Annotated in this window: 16 protein-coding genes; 10 read left to right on the forward strand and 6 right to left on the reverse strand. The window is 70.2% G+C overall.

The genetic code is table 11. The annotated features are described in order from the left end of the window. The 3 genes from OEY_RS28290 to OEY_RS0110630 all read left to right on the forward strand — a co-directional run. Window positions 1-1,134, forward strand: a 1,134-nt coding sequence (locus tag OEY_RS28290; protein WP_043805183.1) for an ABC transporter ATP-binding protein/permease, incomplete at its 5' end; no start/stop codon positions are given. Continuing rightward, window positions 1,134-2,795 (forward strand): thiol reductant ABC exporter subunit CydC, encoded by a 1,662-nt coding sequence (gene cydC, locus OEY_RS0110625; protein WP_010593862.1) that lies wholly within the window; start codon window positions 1,134-1,136, stop codon window positions 2,793-2,795. The genes OEY_RS28290 and cydC, both read left to right, overlap by 1 nt. A gap of 314 nt (window positions 2,796-3,109) precedes the next feature. Further along, a complete protein-coding gene (locus OEY_RS0110630; RefSeq protein ID WP_029539989.1) occupies window positions 3,110-4,822 on the forward strand; it encodes a BCCT family transporter in 1,713 nt (570 codons plus the stop codon). Here the strand turns inward: OEY_RS0110630 and OEY_RS0110635 are convergent. After that, on the reverse strand, window positions 4,810-5,400 hold the full coding sequence (locus OEY_RS0110635; RefSeq protein WP_192811069.1) for an FABP family protein: 591 nt from the start codon (window positions 5,398-5,400) through the stop codon (window positions 4,810-4,812). The genes OEY_RS0110630 and OEY_RS0110635 overlap by 13 nt on opposite strands. A gap of 309 nt (window positions 5,401-5,709) precedes the next feature. On the opposite strand from OEY_RS0110635, the gene OEY_RS0110645 reads away from it, so the two are divergent. After that, window positions 5,710-6,945, forward strand: coding sequence for a cutinase family protein (locus OEY_RS0110645; protein WP_010593867.1), 1,236 nt, complete (start codon window positions 5,710-5,712; stop codon window positions 6,943-6,945). Between the two features lie 53 nt (window positions 6,946-6,998). Here OEY_RS0110645 and OEY_RS0110650 read toward each other — a convergent pair whose 3' ends face one another. The 5 genes from OEY_RS0110650 to OEY_RS0110670 all read right to left on the reverse strand — a co-directional run bounded on the left by OEY_RS0110650 (window position 6,999) and on the right by OEY_RS0110670 (window position 10,155). Further along, a complete protein-coding gene (locus OEY_RS0110650; protein WP_010593868.1) occupies window positions 6,999-7,304 on the reverse strand; it encodes a DUF1416 domain-containing protein in 306 nt (101 codons plus the stop codon). 2 nt (window positions 7,305-7,306) lie between these two features. Next, on the reverse strand, window positions 7,307-8,143 hold the full coding sequence (locus OEY_RS0110655; protein WP_010593869.1) for a sulfurtransferase: 837 nt from the start codon (window positions 8,141-8,143) through the stop codon (window positions 7,307-7,309). A gap of 61 nt (window positions 8,144-8,204) precedes the next feature. Next, complete coding sequence (locus OEY_RS0110660; RefSeq protein ID WP_010593870.1) at window positions 8,205-8,687, reverse strand: DUF4395 domain-containing protein; 483 nt, start codon at window positions 8,685-8,687, stop codon at window positions 8,205-8,207. A gap of 245 nt (window positions 8,688-8,932) precedes the next feature. Next, complete coding sequence (locus OEY_RS0110665) at window positions 8,933-9,379, reverse strand: thioredoxin family protein (protein WP_010593871.1); 447 nt, start codon at window positions 9,377-9,379, stop codon at window positions 8,933-8,935. Beyond that, complete coding sequence (locus OEY_RS0110670) at window positions 9,376-10,155, reverse strand: LmeA family phospholipid-binding protein (RefSeq protein WP_010593872.1); 780 nt, start codon at window positions 10,153-10,155, stop codon at window positions 9,376-9,378. Before OEY_RS0110670 ends, OEY_RS0110665 begins: the two co-directional genes overlap by 4 nt. Before the next feature lie 127 nt (window positions 10,156-10,282). Between OEY_RS0110670 and OEY_RS0110675 the strand changes: the two genes are divergently transcribed. From OEY_RS0110675 to pstB, 6 genes are all read left to right on the forward strand, one after another. Further along, window positions 10,283-11,011 carry a winged helix-turn-helix transcriptional regulator gene (locus tag OEY_RS0110675; RefSeq protein WP_010593873.1) on the forward strand — a complete coding sequence of 243 codons (729 nt, stop codon included), beginning with the start codon at window positions 10,283-10,285 and terminating at the stop codon, window positions 11,009-11,011. A 9-nt stretch (window positions 11,012-11,020) separates the two neighbouring features. Beyond that, window positions 11,021-11,917: a mycothiol synthase gene (mshD, locus tag OEY_RS0110680; RefSeq protein ID WP_010593874.1), complete on the forward strand. Its 897-nt coding sequence runs from the start codon at window positions 11,021-11,023 to the stop codon at window positions 11,915-11,917. 238 nt (window positions 11,918-12,155) lie between these two features. Beyond that, window positions 12,156-13,274 (forward strand): phosphate ABC transporter substrate-binding protein PstS, encoded by a 1,119-nt coding sequence (gene pstS / locus OEY_RS0110685; RefSeq protein ID WP_010593875.1) that lies wholly within the window; start codon window positions 12,156-12,158, stop codon window positions 13,272-13,274. Between the two features lie 58 nt (window positions 13,275-13,332). Next, window positions 13,333-14,388, forward strand: coding sequence for a phosphate ABC transporter permease subunit PstC (pstC, locus tag OEY_RS0110690; RefSeq protein WP_010593876.1), 1,056 nt, complete (start codon window positions 13,333-13,335; stop codon window positions 14,386-14,388). Between the two features lie 4 nt (window positions 14,389-14,392). Then, window positions 14,393-15,301, forward strand: coding sequence for a phosphate ABC transporter permease PstA (gene pstA / locus OEY_RS0110695; RefSeq protein WP_010593877.1), 909 nt, complete (start codon window positions 14,393-14,395; stop codon window positions 15,299-15,301). Window positions 15,302-15,353: 52 nt separating this feature from the next. After that, window positions 15,354-16,130, forward strand: a complete 777-nt coding sequence (gene pstB, locus OEY_RS0110700; protein WP_003936505.1) for a phosphate ABC transporter ATP-binding protein PstB — start codon at window positions 15,354-15,356, stop codon at window positions 16,128-16,130. The last annotated feature ends 61 nt before the right edge of the window (window positions 16,131-16,191 follow it).

Genomic DNA, 16,191 nt, shown 5'->3' on the forward strand with positions numbered 1-16,191 from the left:
CTGATCGCCGGTCTGCCCACGTTGCGCGCACTCGGCCGGGAACAGGGCCCGGCAGAGAAGGTGCGCGAGCTCGGCGACGACCACCGTCGCACCACCATGTCCGCGCTGCGCGTGGCGTTCCTGTCCGGGACCGTGCTCGAATGGCTCGCCACCCTCTCCGTCGCGCTGATCGCGGTGAGCATCGGTCTGCGCCTCGTCTACGGCGACATGGCCCTCGAGGCCGGCGTCGTCGCGCTGATCCTCGCCCCCGAGGCGTACCTGCCGCTGCGCACGGTGGGCGCGAAGTTCCACGCCGCCGAGGACGGCAAGGCGGCTGCCGAGCGCGCATTCACGATCCTCGACCGCGCGGCCGCCACCCCTTCGGCCACCGCCGGTGCCGGATTCGATGCGACCTCGGCCGAGCTGACGTTGACGAATCTCAGTGTCGCGAGCCGCGACGGATACGCCCCGCACCGGCTCGATGCGGTGTGCCGGCCGGGCGCCGTGACCGTGCTGGCCGGGGCGAACGGTGCCGGCAAGTCGACGGCCCTGCTCGCCGTCCTCGGACTCGCGGAGCCGGCGGAGGGGAGCGTCGAGGTCGGTGGTCGTCCCGTGACGGCCGACGACGCATGGTGGGAGCAGGTGGCCTGGCTGCCCCAGCGGCCCGTGCTGCTCCCCGGTACGCTGGCGGACAACCTGCGCCTCACGGGCGTGGATCTCACCACCGACGGACTCGAAGAGATTTGTGCGGCAACGCGATTCGATGAAGTGCTCGACGAGTTGCCCGACGGCTGGGACACCGTCGTCGGCGCCGAGGGCAGCGGACTGTCGCTCGGGCAGCGGCAACGGCTCGCCCTCGTCCGCACCCTCGCCGCGGACCGTCCCGTCCTGCTGCTGGACGAGCCCACCGCCCACCTCGACGACGCGACCGAGACCACGGTCCTCGAGACGGTGCGGGAACTGGCGCGTCGCGGACGCACCGTGTTGATCGTGGCGCACCGCCCCAGCATCCTCGCGATCGCCGACTCCGTCGTTCGGGTCGTCTCCGACTCCGGCGTTCGGGTCGTCTCCGACTCCGGCGTTCGGGTCGTCTCCGACTCCGGCGTGCGGGTCGTCTCCCACGGCGACGCGGCGCCCGGTACGGGGGAGCGGTGATGAACGATCTGCGCCGGGCCCTGGCGCTGCTCGAACTGCGCCCCGGACGGGTCGCCGCCGCCGTCGCCGCCGGCGTCGCCACCCTGGGCAGCGCCCTCGCGCTCGCCGGCCTGTCGGCCTGGCTGATCATCCGGGCGTGGCAGATGCCCCCGGTGCTGGACCTGACGGTCGCCGTCGTCGCCGTCCGGGCCCTGGGCATCTCCCGCGGGCTGTTCCGCTACCTCGAGCGAATCGCGAGCCACGACACCGCCCTCCGGGGGACCACCGCCGCCCGCACCCGGGTCTACCGGCGCCTCGCCGACGGCGACCCGGTGGCCTCCGCCGGTCTGCGCCGCGGGGACCTGCTCGCCCGCACCGGCGCCGACGTCGACGCCCTCGGCGACGTGGTGGTGCGGGCACTGGTGCCCATCGCCGTCGCCGCGGTCCTCGCCCTCGCCGCCGTCGGCTGGCTCGCGCTGATCTCCCCGCCCGCCGCGGCGATCCTCGCCGTCGCGTTGCTCGTCACCGGCGTCGTAGCCCCCTGGGTGTCCGCCCGCGCCGCGGCCCGCGCCGAAGCCGACAGCGCCGCCGCCCGCCTCCGGTTCTCCCGCGACGCGGTCACCGCGCTCGACCACGCCGCAGAACTGCGGGTCGCGGGCCTGCTCCCGCAGGCCGTCGGCCGGGCCCGCCGCGCCGGTGCCGACGCGGTGCGCGCCACCGACCGGGCGGCCTTCCCCGCGGCCTACGCGGAGGCCGCCGTCCCCCTCTCGGTCGGAGCAAGTGTTCTCGGGGCGTTGCTCGTCGGCATCGCGCTCTACGCCGACGGGGGTGCGAGTCCGATGTCCCTCGGGATCCTCGTGCTGCTGCCCCTGTCCGCGTTCGAAGCCACCGCGGCGCTGCCCGGTGCTGCCGTCACCCTCACCCGCGCCCGGATCGCGGCACGCCGCATCGTCGACCTGCTCGACCGTGCCGACCGGCCGGTGCCGCACGGCACCCGGCCCGTCGTCGAACCGTGCCACCTGCGTGCCGTCGCTCTGCGCAGCGGCTGGCCCGGCGGCCCCGCCGCCGGGCCCCTCACGCTCGACCTGCCACCCGGCACGCGCATCGCCGTCGTCGGGAGCAGCGGCAGCGGCAAGACCAGCACGCTGATGACCCTCGCGGGGCTGCTCGAACCCGCCGCCGGGACGGTCACCCTCGGCGGTGTGCCGCTCGCCGAACTCGACCCGGCCGCCCTGCGGCGGACGGTGGGATTCTTCGCCGAGGACGCCCACCTGTTCGAGACGTCCGTGCTCGAGAACCTGCGGGTGGCCCGCGGCGACCTCACCGAGGCCGAGGCGCTGGCCGTGCTCGGCGACGTCGGGCTGGGGGAGTGGGTGGCCGGGCTGCCCGAAGGACTGCACAGCACGCTCGTCGGCGGGGCGCGCGCCGTCTCCGGGGGCCAGCGGCGCCGGTTGCTGCTCGCTCGGGCCCTGGTGTCCCCCGCGCGGGTGCTGCTGCTCGACGAGCCCACCGAGCACCTCGACGCCGCGGACGGTGCGCAGCTGCAACGACTGCTGCTGGACCGGGACGCCGGATTCGTCGCACCTGAGCGCACCGTCGTCGTCGTCACCCACCAGCTGCCCGGCGACACCGCAGCCGACCTCGTCGTTCGCCTGGGGAAAAACTCGTTGCCCGCGGTCTGAGCGGCGCGTACTTTCGGGCGTACACGAGAAAGGAGGTGGTCTGAATTGAAGTATCGGACACGTGAGGTGGCTGCGCGCTAGCCGCTGTCATCGACGACGGGATTGTCGACCGCCCAGCGGCCGGCGAATACCACGCAGTCACCCGGCCCCCGAGCCATCCGGTCCGTCCGACCGGAATCCGCCGACCAGGCGTCCGCGGAGAACGGCTCGGGGGCCGTTTGCGTGTCCGGCAGGTGTGCGAACGCGCAGTTCGGGGTACCCCCGTTCGCGGTAGGCGGCGCGTGCGCCTCGCGTCCCGAACGAAAGGTGTCCTCATGCTCGAGCGAGCGCACGGCTTGTTACGCCTTCGTACGTCGCCCGGGGTGTTCTTCGCCTCCGCGCTGATCGCCCTCGTGTTCGTCGTCGTGACGATCGCGTTCACCACGGCTGTCGACAACCTGTTCAGTTCCGTGTCGGGCTGGATCATGACGAACCTGGGCTGGTTCTACATCCTGGGGGTGTCCACCTTCCTGGTCTTCCTGGTCGGTCTCGCGTTCACGCACTACGGCCGGGTGCGGCTCGGCGGCGACGACGACCGGCCCGAACACTCCACTCCGGCGTGGTTCGGAATGCTGTTCGCCGCCGGCATCGGCACGATCCTGATGTTCTGGGGCGTGGCCGAACCGATCTCCCATTTCGCGAACCCGCCGATGCAGGACGTCGAACCGGGGTCCGCGGCCGCCGCCACCGAGGCCATCGGCTTCACGCTCTACCACTTCGGGCTGCACACCTGGACGATCTTCGCGCTGCCCGGCCTGTGCTTCGGCTACTTCATCTACAAGCGCAAGCTGCCGCCGCGCGTCAGTTCCATCTTCGCCCCGATCCTGGGTGGCCGGATCTACGGACCCATCGGCAAGACCATCGACGTGATCGCGATCGTGGGCACCGTGTTCGGCGTGGCCACGTCGGTGGGACTGGGGACTCTGCAGGTCAACGCCGGCCTCGCCGAGCTGTTCGGCCTCCCCGAGAACGGGCTCGTCCAGATCGTCCTGATCGCGGTGGTCACCGTGGCGGCGGGGACGTCGGTGGCGCTCGGTCTCGATCGCGGCATCAAGCGGCTGTCGAACCTCAACATCGGCATGGCCGTCGCGCTGCTGGCCTTCGTCCTCGTCACCGGCCCCAGCCTGTTCCTGCTCAAGGGCATGATCGAGTCCGTCGGCATCTACGGCAGCATGCTGCCGCGGCTCGCGTTCTGGAACGACACGTTCGGCGACACCGGCTGGCAGAACACCTGGACCGTCTTCTACTGGGCGTGGACCATCACGTGGGCGCCGTTCGTCGGGATCTTCATCGCCCGCATCTCCCGCGGCCGCACCATCCGCGAGTTCGTCGCCGGCGTCCTCGGGCTGCCGGTGCTGTTCTCGGTGATCTGGTTCAGCGTGTTCGGAATGGCCTCGTTCGACATCGAGCTGAACGGCTCGGGTGGTCTCGCCGACCGGGTCGTCGGCGACGGCGACATTCCCGGCGCCCTGTTCGAGTTCCTCGGCAACTTCCCGTGGGCCGGCGTCATGTCGTTCTTCGCCGTGGTGATCGTGGTGGTCTTCTTCATCACCTCGGTCGACTCCGCCGCGATGGTCCTGGACATGATGGCCGCCGGCAACGAGGGACGGGTGCCGCTGCACCAGCGCCTGTTCTGGGCGGTCCTGATGGGTCTCGTCGCCGCGACCATGCTCGTGGCCACCGGGAAGGACGGTCTCGACGCGCTGCAGCAGGTCATCACGGTGATCGGATTGCCGTTCTTCGTGATCGGCTTCGTGATGATGTACAGCCTCGTCAAGGGGATCCGCGACGACCTGGGGGAGCGGGCCGAGCCGGTGACCCGGCAGTGGAGCCGGGTGCGCACCGCCGAGGAACTCGAGGCCGCCGAGCAGCGGCCCGCTCCGGAGCCCGTCGTCGTCACCCGCGCCGTGCCGGATCCGGACGCCGAGCCCGGTGACGGAACGGATTCCCCGGCGCGAGGATCAACCCGTGAGGATCAACCGATGTAGCGAGCGAGCCGCGCGGACATGTGCGGCCGCAGGTCCCCGTCCGCGGTGACCCGTTCCTCGACGTAGGCGAGGTCGCCGCCCTCGACGATGCCGTACAGGCGCTTGGCGCCGCCGACCACCTCGCCGGACTGGCTGCGGATCACCACGTCGGTCGCCAGTTCCCAGGACGACTGGGTCAGAGCGGTGCCGTAGTACAGCTCGACGACGCCGGAGCTGTGATTCAGGAGCAACTCGAGGGTTTCCGGATCCTCGCTGCCGGGCGCGCCGGTGCCGGCGACCCGCCAGAAGCCGCTCTCCCGGCGATCCGGACCGCTGTAGGCGCCCTCCTCGTCGAGGCGCCACGAACGGGCCTCCCACACGAGGTAGTTGCCGCCGTCGTGGGTGACCACGATCTGCTGGCCGAAGCGGTAGTCGCCGGTGCGGGGGTCGTTGCCCTCGCCCTCGCCCCGCCACACACCCACCATGGGCAGCAGCGCCAGCAGCTCCGGATGCATGTCCGGACCGAGGCGCAGATTCGCGGTGTCGTCGGGGACGGGCAGACCGCTCAGGATCGGGACGTTCTTGTCGGCAGTCGCCATGGCCCGTTCGAGGGCGTCGGCGACGGCCTTGTCGCCGCTGCCGCGGACGACTTCCCGTTCCTCACCGGACTCGGCACTCACGGCTGATCGGTCACCAGACGGTAGAGGACGTACACCGCGAACCATGTGATGAGCACGGCCGCCAGGACAAGGAGCGCTTCGAAGAAGATGACCACGGCCATATCCTAGACGGCGTCCGGAAAGCGCGAAAACCGACGTCCCCACCGGGCGCGCGACGCGGCGCGCGGGATAGTACCGTGCACGGGGCCGGGCGGGCCTTTCGCCCGGAAAGCCCGATTCGGAGGTCGTGTGCGCTCCATCCGTCTGCTGCTGCCGGTTGCCGCGGTCCTCGCGGCCCTGTCGCTGATCCCGCCCGACGCGGTCGCCGTCCCCGGGGCGGGGTCGAACAGCGGTTCGTCCGGGCCCGGCGTCCATCCCGACAACTACGCACTCGAGTGCCCCGATCTGCTGATCGTGGCGGTTTCCGGCGCCACCGACTCCGAGGCCGACCGCGACCCCGTGGTCGAGGAGTCGCGTCAGCTGTGGTCGAACTGGGTGGGCAACGTGACGGTCCCGGCCGGTGAGGCCACCGCGGACCGGCCGGGCACGATCGGCTGGATGTACGTTCCGTACCCGGCCACCTACGGTCTCGGCCTGTTCGAGGACGTGCCCACCTATCAGGACTCGGTGGCGGCGGGTGTCGCGTCCACCAACCGCATCCTCGACGAACGCAAGCGCGCCTGCGGGGAGCGCACCCGGTTCGCCCTCGTCGGGTACAGCGTCGGCGCCGAGGTGATCGAACGGGTGAGCCGCGAACTCGGGCACCGGCCCGACGACGCCCATGTCGCCCCGGACGACATCGCCGGAGTCGTCCTCGTCGGTGACCCGTACCGCCCCGCGGGGGTCGACTCGCTCGGCGGGGCCGGTCCGCGCGGCGGCGGATTCATGTCCTCCGAGCCCGCCGACTACGGAGCGCTGGCCGACCGGGTGGTGTACTCGTGCCGGCGCTACGACGTGGCGTGCGACGCCCCCGAGGACATCGCGGTCCTCGAGCTGGCCCTCGGCATGCTCGGGCAGATGCGGTTCACCCTGATCGACCCGATGCAGACCGTCGACGACCTGGGACGCACGGTGGCGGTGACGGCGGCCCGCGCCGCCGCGCACATCGTCACCCGGGACGACTGGTGGGAGTCCGACGAATCCCTCCTCGACGTGCTGCGCAAGGTCGTCGACAAGACCTACCCCGTGGATCCGAGCGCCGACGTGAGCCCCGAACGGATGCGGGAGATCCGCGACTGGGCCGTCGGCCCGGGCCGGCCCATCGTGCTGGAGAAGTTGCGCGCCGAGGGAGTCGGCTTCGTCGACGACAACAGCGGCATCGTCGATCTGTTCGTCGAGCCGTACATCCTGCTGGGCTTCGTCCAGCACATCGGCTACTGGAACACCAACCCCCACGATCCCTGGTACTGGGACAGCGAGCGGATCGTCGACTGGATCGTCGCGCTCGCCGAAGCCGAGCGGGCGAGCGGACAGCCGCAGAACTGACGAACGACGGCGGGGCCCGTTCCCCGAAAGGAACGGGCCCCGCCGGATCGGTCCTACTTCGCGACCGTGACCTCGACGTGGTGGACGCCGGGGGCCGTCGGGCTCACGGCGACGTCACCGTTGCCGCGGCCGGACAGCGCGCGGACCTTCCAGTCGCCGGGCGCGGCGAAGAAACGGAAGTCACCGGTGCCGGAGGCGACGACCTCGGCGGTGAACTCACCGGTGCCGTCGAGCAGGCGCACGAAGGCGCCGCCGACCGGCTGGCCGTCGGTGTCGACGACACGGCCGGTCAGAACCGTCTCCTTCTCGACGTCGACGCCGGCGGGCAGGGTCTGGGACTGAACGGGTGCACCACACATGGTCAGCGAACCTCCAACTCGATAGGGGCTCCGACGAGCGAGCCGTATTCGACCCAGCTGCCGTCGTAGTTCTTGACGTTGTTCTTGCCGAGGATCTCCTGCAGCACGAACCAGGTGTGGCTCGAGCGCTCACCGATCCGGCAGTAGGCGATGGTCTCGCGGCTGTCGTCGAAACCCTTGGCCCGGTAGAGGGCCTCGAGGTCGTCGTCCGACTTGAAGGTGCCGTCCTCGTTGGCGGTGGTGCTCCACGGGATGTTGATCGCACCCGGGACGTGGCCGCGCTGCTGGGCCTGCTCCTGCGGCAGGTGGGCCGGGGCGAGGATCCTGCCGGAGAACTCGTCGGGGGAGCGGACGTCGATGATGTTCTTGGTGCCGATCGCGTCGATCACCTCGTCGCGGAAGGCGCGGATCGAGTAGTCCGGCTCCTGCGCCTTGTACTCGGTGGCCGGGCGGGTGACCTCGTCCTTGGACAGCGGGCGTCCGTCGAGCTCCCACTTCTTGCGGCCGCCGTCGAGGAGCTTGACGTCCCGGTGCCCGTAGAACTTGAAGTACCAGTACGCGTAGGCGGCGAACCAGTTGTTGTTGCCGCCGTAGAGCACGACGGTGTCGTCGTCGGCGACGCCCTTCGCGGACAGCAGGGCGGAGAACTGCTCCCGGTTCAGGAAGTCGCGCCGGACGCCGTCCTGCAGGTCCTTGCGCCAGTCGAGCTTGATCGCACCTTCGATGTGCCCGCCGTCGTAGGCGGCGGTGTCCTCGTCGACCTCGATGAACACGGTATTCGGTGCGTGGAGGTTCTGCTCTGCCCAGTCTGCTGAGACCAGGACGTCGGAGCGAGCCATGGAGTTTCCTTTCGGTGCTGACACTCTCGGGTCGAGTGGAACGGTGCGGAGGGAACGGTGGTCAGGCGGCGACGGCCCGGAACCGGGCCACGAGCGGATAGATCCGGCACCCGAGGCACACCCCGAACGCGGCGTTGAGCAGGGCGGCGAACAGTGCGAATCCGGTGGCGACCAGCCCGGTCAGGTCGGCGCCGAGGAGGAAGGCGAAGGTCCCCACGGCGGCGAACACGAACCCCACGAGCTGCGCGAACCGCAGCGGGGCGACCGGTTCCGTCTCGGTGGGCGCGCTCGACCGGGGCGCCACGAACCGCGCGAAGAGCAGGCCGTAGGGGCTGCGGCGCGGCCCGAGGGCTGCGCCGGCCGCGAACACCACGGTCTGGGCGGCGAGCAGTACGCCGGCCACCGCGGTCGAGACCGACGCGACGACCAGGACGACGACGAGGACGGCGGTGGTGATCCACGCCGCGAACCGGGGGCCGCGGACATCAACCTGCCGGCTCCCGTGGGTGGTGGCGGTGGTGGTGGTGGTGGCAGAGGTGGACATGGGTGGTGCTCCTGCTGGGAGGGGACGCGTGAGGGCGGACCGTCGCGGTGACAACCGCGGGGATCACACCGGGGACGGCAGCGGATGCCGCGGAGACGGTCGGACGTCTCGGCCGGGGGATCAGCAGCAGGTACAGCAGAAGCCGCCGAGGCGGCACAGATCGACTGTGCGGCGTCGGGTGAGCATGAGCTCTCGGCAGGTCGACACGGCAGGCAGCTTAGCCGACGTCTCGCCGGATCGGGGGCCTAGGGGGTGCGCAGCGGCACCAGCGCGGCCCGCAGGTCGGCCGCGGTCGGCACCCCCGAGACCCGGTACCTCTCGGTGCCGGCGGCGTCGAACAGGAACGTCGTCGGCAACGACAGCACGCCGAGTTCCTTTGCCAGCTGCGGGTTCTCGTCGATGTCCAGTTCGAGATCGCGGGGTACGGGCAATCCGTCGCCGGTGGCCGCGAGGTCGGCGACCACCTGAGCGACGACCCGGCGCACCGCGGCGCACGGTCCACACCAGTCCGCGGAGAAGTGCAGCACCACCGGCGCATCGCCGGTGCCCACCCCCACCGCCGCCAACAGCGGATCCGGCCCCGGCACCGGGGCCGGATCGACGACGCGGACCTTGCCCTCGCGGGCCCGCAGGACGGTCCCGACGATCAGGGCGGCAGCCACCACCACCAGCAGGACGACGACAGCGGTCACAGGCGCTGCACCTCCTCGAGATCGATCGTGGTCCGGTGTGCCTCACCCTCGATCACAATCGTCGAGCCGCGGGCCTCGACCGCGGTCGGGCGCACCCCGAACGGCAGATTCTGGGGTTCGATCGTGGTGGTGAACAGACCCAGCACCGTCGGCTTCAGAGGATCCGGGACGGTGAAGTCCGCCTGTCCCTCCGGACCGAAGTACAGGTCCGACGCCACGATGCGCACCGTGTCGCCCTCGAGCAGCAGGTTCGCCTGCACGCTGACCTCCGCGGAGACCGGGCCCACCGGAACCGTGCCGGTGAGGACGACCCCGCCCGCGGTGGTGCGTCCGGAGCCGCCGGACCCGCCCGTGCCGTCGGACTTGTCGGCCGGGGGAGCGGACACCTGCAGGTCGGGAATGCCGTAGAGCTGACCGAGCTCGGTCGCGTCGATCATCACGCGCCCGTACAGCAGGTCCACCGGCACCGTGCGGATCGAACCGTCGAGCAGCTCGCCCGCGTCCGCGTGGGCACCGATCAGGTTGGCCTCGATCGTGATGTCACCGAGCGTCCCGCTGGGCACACCCTGCGCCCGGATCTCGACGTTCTCGTAGTGGCCGGCCCGGGCCTGGGTCAGGAACGGGAACCCGTGGATGGTCACCGCCGGGTCCGCCGTCAGCGCACCACCCTCCCGCAGCGCCCGCGAGACCCGGTACTCGGACCACGCCGCGGCGCCGAAATCGATCAGGAGTGCGACTCCGACGAGCGTCACGAGAGCGAGGATGAGTTTGCGCACCGCACCATTGTGACGGACGGCTCGCACCGCTTCCCGAGCGCGGTTGCCCGGTGAACGCCCTCGTGGCGCTAATCTGTAGCGCGTCGTTCACACGAGTTTCGCGCAGCCCGCGAAGAATGGAGGCACGGTGGAGCTGTTGCTGCTGACCTCCGATCCCGACCCGGAGGCGGTCCTGCCTTCGCTGTCGCTGCTCGCGCACTCGGTGCGCCCGGCGCCGACCGAGGTGTCGTCGCTCCTCGAGGCGGGGTCCGCGGACATCGCGGTCGTCGATGCCCGCACCGACCTGGCTGCCGCCCGCGGCCTGTGCCGGTTGCTGGGCAGCACCGGTTCGGCGATCCCGGTCGTCGCCGTGCTCACCGAGGGGGGCCTGGTGGCGGTGAACCCGGAGTGGGGGCTGGACGACATCCTGCTCACCACCACCGGACCGGCCGAGCTGGACGCGCGACTGCGACTGCTGGTCGGCCGGTCCGGCGCTGCAGCCGGCCCCGAGAACAGCGGCAAGATCACGCTCGGGGAGCTCTCGATCGACGAGGGCACCTACACCGCTCGGCTGCGCGGCCGTCCCCTCGACCTGACGTACAAGGAGTTCGAGCTCCTCAAGTACCTCGCACAGCACGCCGGCCGGGTGTTCACCCGCGCGCAACTGCTGCAGGAAGTGTGGGGTTACGACTTCTTCGGTGGTACCCGCACCGTCGACGTGCACGTGCGGCGCCTGCGCGCCAAGCTCGGCCCCGAGTACGAGTCCCTGATCGGCACGGTCCGCAACGTCGGTTACAAGGCGGTGCGTCCCACCACCAAGACCGGGAAGGGCGGCTCCACCAGCGTCGAGTTCGAGGACGCCGAGTTCGCCGACTAGGCTCGCCTCGTGGAATTCGTCAGTCGACTGTCCGCCGAGCAAGCCGCCGAGGTGCGGGCACTCGTCGCCCGCGCGCACGCTGCCGACGGAACGGCCCCGGTGTCCGAGCAGGTGCTGCACTCCCTCACCGGCGACGGTGACGAGCAGCATCTGGTGGCCGTGGCGGACGCCACGATCGTCGGCTACGCCAACCTCGTCCCCGGCCACGGGGAGCACCCGGCCATGGCGGAGGTGGTCGTCGATCCGCCGCACCGCCGGCACGGTGTGGGGTCGCGGCTCGTCGCCGCGGCGCTCGAGGCCGGAGGTGCCGGCACCCGGGTGTGGGCGCACGGCAACCTCGAGCCCGCCCGGGCGCTCGCGGCGCGGCTCGGCCTGACGCCGGTCCGCGAGCTCCTGCAGTTGCGGCGCCCGCTCGGCGAGCCCGAACTGCCGGCCCTGCAGGTCCCCGACGGTCTGCTCCTGCGGACGTACCGGGGACCCGAGGACGATGCCGAACTGCTGCGGGTCAACGCGGCCGCTTTCGCCTGGCACCCCGAGCAGGGCCGGTGGACGGAGCGCGATCTCGCGCAGCGCCGCAGCGAGTCCTGGTTCGACCCGGAGGGGGTGTTCCTCGCCTTCGACGAACAGGATCCGGACCGGCTCCTCGGCTTCCACTGGACGAAGGTGCACGCCGCCACGGCGGACCGACCGGCGATCGGCGAGGTGTACGTGGTCGGCATCGACCCCGGAGCGCAGGGACGCGGTCTCGGCCGGCTGCTCACCCTCGCCGGGCTGCGGTACCTGCAGGAGTGCGGCCTCGGCGCGGTGCTGCTGTACGTCGAGGGTGACAACACCGCCGCCCTGCACACCTACGGCCGGCTCGGGTTCGAGCGATTCCACGTCGATCTCGCCTACGTCGGCGCGTGAACGGCGCACGTACCGCACGCGTCCGTCCCGTCTTCGTCGTGTGACGTCGACCATACGGACTGCAGGTGTACTTTTCGCGTTCACGCCGCGTTCACCTTCGGGCGTCCAACCGTCAACCCGTCCTCATTAACTTTCCATTACGGGCCGCAGCATGCCGGTCCGGCGCCGGGATCGCCCCGCGCCTGATGCCGCCGCCCGTATCGCGGGCGTGCCGGTCGCGAATTCCGGAGGAGAACGAGTGAACCTCAAGCGCAATGGCGCCCTGCTCGGTGTGGTGGCTGCAGGTGCCCTCACCCTGGCCGCATGCGGCAGTGACAACAATGCCGCCTCGACGGACGTGGACGCGTCCGCCTCGGCTGCGACGTGTGAGGGCAAGGAGACGCTGTCCGCCGCCGGGTCGTCCGCGCAGAAGAACGCGATGGACCAGTTCGTGTCCACCTACATCGCGGTCTGCCAGGAGAAGGGCAAGAACGTCAACGTCGCCTACAACCCGTCGGGTTCCGGTGACGGACGCACCCAGTTCATCGCGAACCAGATCGACTTCGCCGGCTCCGACTCCGCCATCAAGGACGAGCAGGCCGCCCAGGCCGCCGAGCGGTGCGCCGGCAACCCCGCGTGGAACCTGCCGCTGGTCTTCGGTCCGGTCGCCATCGCGTACAACGTCGACGGCGTCGACAACCTCGTGCTGAACGGCGAGACCGTCGCCAAGATCTTCAACGGCACCATCAAGCAGTGGAACGATCCGGCCATCGCGGCTCTCAACGAGGGTGTGAGCCTTCCGGATTCGGCCATCACCGCGATCGTGCGCTCCGACTCGTCGGGCACCACCGACAACTTCCAGAAGTACCTCGAGGCCGCCTCGAACGGTGCCTGGACCTCCGGCGCCGGCTCCGACTTCACCGGCGGCATCGGTGAAGGCGCCAAGGGGTCGGCCGGTGTCGCCCAGGCCGTCGCCAGCGCGCCCGGCTCGATCACCTACGTCGAGAAGTCCTTCGCCGACCAGAACAGCCTGAGCATCGCGCAGATCGACAACGGGTCCGGCGCGGTGGAGCTGACCGACGAGTCGGCCGGCAAGGCCATCGAGGCCGCGACCTTCGCGCCCACCGGGGAGGGCGACCTGACGCTCGACCTGAGCTCGATCTTCGGGACGACGCAGGAGGGGGCCTACCCGATCATGCTCGCCACCTACGAGATCGTGTGCTCGGCCGGCTACGACGCCGACACCTCGGCGGCCGTGAAGTCGTTCCTCGTCAGCGCCGCCAACGAGGGCCAGGAGGGTCTCGCCGAGCAGGGTTACGTGCCGCTGCCCGAGTCCTTCAAGGCGAAGCTCACCGAGTCGATCAACGCCATCGCCTAGCCGATGAGCGCCGCGGACCGTACCGTCGATCACGAGCAGAGAGAGATTGCGAGCGCAGATGAGTGACGCGCCCACCAAATCCGCACCTCGCACTTCCGGGTCCGGCGACGACGCCGGGTCCGGGGCGGGCGGTCCGCACGGCAACATCCCGGAGGCCACGATTACCACCCCAGCGCGCGGCGACAGCAAACCGCTGACCAGACCGGGCGACCGGATCTTCAGTTCGCTGGCCTCCGGGTCCGCCGTCCTCATCTCGGTGATCATCGCGGCCATCGGCGTGTTCCTCGTCTGGCGCGCGGTGCCGGCGCTCCAGCGCAACACCGTCAACTTCCTCACCAGCCGCGAGTGGGTCACCCAGGACATCGCCGAGATGTCGTTCGGTGTGCTCGACCTGTTCCAGGTGACCGTCCTGGTGTCGTTCTTCGCGCTGGTCCTCGCGATGCCGGTCGCCCTCGGCATCGCGATCTTCCTCACCTCGTACTGCCCCGCGCGCCTGAAGAAGCCCCTGGCGTACGTCATCGATCTGCTCGCCGCCGTGCCGTCCATCGTCTACGGCCTGTGGGGCCTGCTCGTCCTGGCCCCGGCGATCCGCCCGCTGGCGACGTGGCTCAACGAAAGCCTCGGCTGGTTCCCGCTGTTCGCCTCCGGTTCGGGTTCGATCCTCGGCGGCGGCACGATCTTCACTGCGGGCATCGTGCTCGCCGTGATGATCCTGCCCACCATCGCCGCGGTGAGCCGGGAGGTGTTCGTGCAGACGCCGACTCCCCACATCGAGGCAGCGCTCGCCCTCGGCGCCACCCGCTGGGAGGTCGTCAGGACCACGGTCATCCCGTTCGGCAAGTCGGGTTACATCAGCGGGTCGATGCTCGGCCTCGGCCGCGCCCTCGGCGAGACCATGGCGCTGTACCTGATCCTGCGGACCACGTCGCAGCCGTTCTCGTGGTCGCTGTTCGACGGCGGCGCCACCATCGCCTCGAAGATCGCGCTGGGATACGCCGAGTTCAACAACGACATCCAGGCCGGTGCCTACATCGCCGCGGGCCTGGTGCTCTTCGTGCTGACCTTCGTGGTCAACGCCGCGGCGCGTGCGGTCGTCGCAGGAAAGAAGGACTGAAGCCATGACGACCACACTCCTCGAGACGCCGGTCAAGGGCCCCACCTTCCGGGGCGTCGGCACCCGTCGGCGCGCAACGAATCTCGCCGCCACCGTGCTGGTCACGGTGTCGGTGCTGGTCGCTCTCGTGCCGCTGGCATGGGTCCTGATCACCGTGATCGCCAAGGGCATTCCCGCCCTGACCAGCGCCACCTGGTTCACGAACTCCCTGAGCGGGCTGTCCGCGTCCGCGATGGGCGGTGGCATCTACCACGCCCTCGTCGGAACCCTGCTGCAGGGCCTGGTGTGCGCGGTGATCTCCATCCCGATCGGCATCTTCGTGGCGATCTACCTCGTGGAGTACGGCGCCGGCACGCGACTGGGCAGGATCACCACGTTCATGGTGGACATCCTCAGCGGCGTCCCCTCCATCGTTGCCGCACTGTTCATCTACGCCCTGTGGATCGCCACGTTCGGATTCCCGAAGTCCGCCTTCGCGGTGTCCCTGGCGCTGGTCCTGCTCATGGTTCCCGTGGTCGTGCGCAGCACCGAGGAAATGCTGCGGATCGTGCCGCAGGACCTGCGCGAGGCCTCCTACGCCCTCGGCGTGCCCAAGTGGAAGACCATCGCGCGCATCGTGATCCCGACCGCGCTGCCGGGCATCATCACCGGCGTCATGCTGGCCCTGGCGCGCGTCATGGGCGAGACCGCGCCGCTGCTGATCCTCGTGGGCTACGCGCCGTTCATCAACTTCAACCTGTTCGGTGGCGAGATGGGCAGCCTGCCGGGCGTCATGGTGGCGGAGATGAACAACCCGACCGACGCGGGCACGATGCGGATCTGGGGCGCTGCCCTCACGCTCATCCTCGTCATCGCGGTCCTCAACATCGTCGCCAAGGTGATCGGCCACTACTCCCAGGTGCGGACCAAGTAGGCCTCCTCGTGCACACATCCCCCGATTTCGATACACCAGTAGGGAGCCGGTAATGGCCAAGCGTCTGGACCTCAAGGACGTCAACATCTTCTACGGCAAGTTCCACGCCGTCGCCGACGTGACGCTGGCCGTGCCGCCGCGGAACGTCACCGCGTTCATCGGACCGTCGGGCTGCGGCAAGTCCACCGTGCTGCGCTCGCTCAACCGAATGCACGAGGTGACCCCCGGTGCCCGCGTCGAGGGCTCCGTGCTGCTCGACGGCGAGGACATCTACGACTCGTCCGTCGATCCGGTCGGCGTCCGAAAGACGATCGGCATGGTGTTCCAGCGCCCCAACCCGTTCCCCACCATGTCGATCCGCGACAACGTCGTCGCCGGCCTCAAGCTGCAGGGCGTGCGCGACAAGAACAAGCTCGACGAGATCGCCGAGCGGTCGCTGCGCGGCGCGAACCTGTGGAACGAGGTCAAGGACCGTCTCGACAAGCCCGGTGGCGGCCTGTCCGGTGGTCAGCAGCAGCGCCTGTGCATCGCCCGCGCCATTGCGGTGCAGCCGGAGGTGTTGCTGATGGACGAGCCGTGCTCCGCTCTCGACCCGATCTCGACGCTCGCCATCGAGGATCTGATCGCCGAGCTGAAGCAGGACTACACCATCGTGATCGTCACGCACAACATGCAGCAGGCGGCGCGCGTGAGTGATCAGACCGCATTCTTCAACCTCGAGGCCACCGGCAGGCCGGGCCGGCTCGTCGAGATCGACGACACCGAGAAGATCTTCTCCAACCCCACCCAGAAGGCCACCGAGGACTACATCTCCGGTCGCTTCGGCTGAGCCGGCTGCGACTTCGGCACCGCGGACGCGGAAAGGCCCCGCCCGGAAAATCCGGGCGGGG

Source organism: Rhodococcus sp. P14 (assembly GCF_000256505.1).
GTDB classification, from domain to species: domain Bacteria; phylum Actinomycetota; class Actinomycetes; order Mycobacteriales; family Mycobacteriaceae; genus Rhodococcus; species Rhodococcus ruber.